This is a genomic window from Actinokineospora pegani (genome assembly GCF_009745975.1).
Lineage (GTDB): Bacteria > Actinomycetota > Actinomycetes > Mycobacteriales > Pseudonocardiaceae > Actinokineospora > Actinokineospora pegani.
In genome coordinates, this window is sequence record NZ_WHOL01000030.1 from 1 (window position 1) to 2453 (window position 2453).

The following is a 2453-nucleotide window of genomic DNA, read 5'->3' on the forward strand; positions in this document are numbered from 1 at the left end:
GGCGCGTTGTGGTTCACCGTGTTCACCCAGCGGTTCACCGCACCGGTGTTCACCGCGTTCCTCGACCGCATGGCCCGCCAGGCCGACCGGAAGGTGCACGTCGTCGCCGACCGGCACCCGGTGCACCGCAGCAAAGCCGTTCGCGCCTGGCTGCAGGACAACGCCGAGCGGGTCGAGCTGCACCTGATGCCCGGCTACAGCCCCGAACTCAACCCCGACGAACTGCTCGGGCGCCGACCTCAAACGCGACGCCAACGCCTCACGCGCCCACAACCTCGACCGCCTCGCCCACCAGACCCGACGCTTCCCGCGCCGCCGTCAGCGCCAGCCGCACCTCGTCCGCGGCTACTTCGGGGCCCGACACGCTCGCTACGCCATCATGTAGGCAACCGAAAACTTTCGGCTCAATAGGTGACGCGGTGACCACGTCGAACCAGTTCGGCCACGACGGCGAGCGTGGGGAACACGTGGCCCCGGTCGTCGGTGTTGAGGAAGAGGATGTGGCTCATCGCGCCGCGCACTCCTTCGTCGACCCGATCACGTCAGCGATCAAGCCGTTGGGCGATCTTGGCGACCGCGCCCGGCGCGTCGTCGGCCCAGAACGCGACCGCGGTGACGTCCTCGGTCCCGTGCTTGCCCAGGTCGACCCGGTAGGGCTCGCGCAGCTGAGCCCGCACGTTGGTCTCCTGCTCCATCTCCATGACTAGCACGCCGTCCACGGCCTCAACGGACCGCTTCACCGGCCACTGCTTCTTGGCGAGCCGCACGGACTCGATCTGGGCCACCGGCACGGAGTGGTCGTTGAACGAGGACCAGCGCAACCGGAGCGTGTTCGAGTCGATTGTGTGCGGATACTTGTACAGGGTCGCTATCAACGCCAAGTACCAAACCAGGCCGATGCTTCCCAGAACGGTCATCACGATCCGGACGACGGGCCACGGGAGTATGAGCTCGACCGCGACTATTTCGATCGGGAAAATGAAGAAGAAAACCCAGAACCGGGGGCGCAACTGGGCGCTGTAATCGATCCCGTCGCCGCCCGGCGGGATGTCCCGCCTACCCCGGACGACCAGCCAGATCGCCCGCCACATGATCAGGTCGTGGCGGATCAGGCGAGCGCCCCATGGCGGCAGGATGTGGTCCAGGGAGGCCAGCACCGCATCGAAGAGAGTCTGGCCGCGAGCCCTGGCCCGGCGCACCGCGCGGCGCAGGGTGAACAATTCGGCGATGACCAACAGGGCAAAGGTGGCCTCGATAATGACGATGATCAGGATTCCGTCTGAGAAACTGATCACCCCGCTGGGCAAAAGGGCAAGTTCGACGACCAAGACGACCGGAAGTATCCAGCGCGTATATCGGCTCACCTTCACCGAGCGGGTCGATTCGGTTTCCGCTGACTTCTCCCCCATTGCTCCCTCCCTACAACCAACACTAACATATTGAACCGAAAGTGATCGTCTTCCTGTAGGTTGATCGCTCGTGATCGAGGTCGAGGGTGCGCATCGGTTGTCGCCTGCGGAGCGTGAGGTGCTGCGGTTGCGGGTGGTGGCCGCGTTGGAGTCCGGGCAGGTGGAGGGCTATCGGCGGGCCGCGGAGGTGTTCGGGGTTTCCGAACGCTCGGTGGGCACTTGGTGGCGCGCCTATCGGCGGGATGGCCGCGACGGCCTGGCGACCCGCAGAGGACGTCCCGGCCCTGCCGAGCTGATCACTCCGGAGGACCGGGGCACCCTGTTCGTGGCGATGGCCGACTACACCCCGGAGGAGTTGCTGTTCGGCGGCCCGCTGTGGACCCGTCAGGCGGTGGTCGAGCTGATCCGGTTGGTCGTGGGTCGACATGACCGAGCAGGGCGTGGGGTTGTGGTTGCGCCGTCACGGCTTCACCCCGCAGCGACCTGCCCGGAGGGCCTACGATCAGCAGCCCGCCGCGGTGCGGGCCTGGCTGGACGAGGAATACCCGGCGATCGAGGCACGGGCGAAGGCCGAGAGCGCGGTGATCGCGTGGGTGGATCAGTGCGGGCTGCGGTCGGACACCGCGCCACCGGGTCGGTCCTGGGCGCCGAACGGCCGCACACCGATCGTGCGGGTGAGGCGGGAAACGGCTGCGGGTCAACGTCATGTCCGCGGTCGCCTCGCGCGGCGCGTTGTGGTTCACCGTGTTCACCCAGCGGTTCACCGCACCGGTGTTCACCGCGTTCCTCGACCGCATGGCCCGCCAGGCCGACCGGAAGGTGCACGTCGTCGCCGACCGGCACCCGGTGCACCGCAGCAAAGCCGTTCGCGCCTGGCTGCAGGACAACGCCGAGCGGGTCGAGCTGCACCTGATGCCCGGCTACAGCCCCGAACTCAACCCCGACGAACTGCTCGGGCGCCGACCTCAAACGCGACGCCAACGCCTCACGCGCCCACAACCTCGACCGCCTCGCCCACCAGACCCGACGCTTCCCGCGCCGCCG

At 67.5% G+C, this 2453-nt stretch carries 2 protein-coding genes and 3 pseudogenes; 4 read left to right on the top strand and 1 reads right to left on the bottom strand.

The genetic code is table 11. From position 1 onward, the window contains the following. Positions 1 to 45: 45 nt before the first annotated feature. Positions 46 to 177: pseudogene (locus GCL84_RS30880) on the top strand (transposase); the annotation flags it as partial. Between the two features lie 365 nt (positions 178 to 542). On the opposite strand, the gene GCL84_RS00980 reads toward GCL84_RS30880, so the two are convergent. Continuing rightward, the gene (locus GCL84_RS00980) at positions 543 to 1409 is read right to left on the bottom strand and encodes a hypothetical protein (protein ID WP_156753398.1); all 867 of its coding nucleotides are present in this window, start codon (positions 1407 to 1409) and stop codon (positions 543 to 545) included. Between the two features lie 136 nt (positions 1410 to 1545). Between GCL84_RS00980 and GCL84_RS30885 the strand changes: the two are divergent. The 3 genes and pseudogenes from GCL84_RS30885 to GCL84_RS00990 form a co-directional block, all read left to right on the top strand. Further along, positions 1546 to 1680, top strand: a pseudogene (locus GCL84_RS30885) (helix-turn-helix domain-containing protein); the annotation flags it as partial. 154 nt (positions 1681 to 1834) lie between these two features. Continuing rightward, positions 1835 to 1936: pseudogene (locus GCL84_RS30890) on the top strand (winged helix-turn-helix domain-containing protein); the annotation flags it as partial. Positions 1937 to 2099: 163 nt separating this feature from the next. Further along, on the top strand, positions 2100 to 2453 hold a 354-nt coding region (locus GCL84_RS00990), incomplete at its 3' end, for a transposase (protein WP_268891312.1).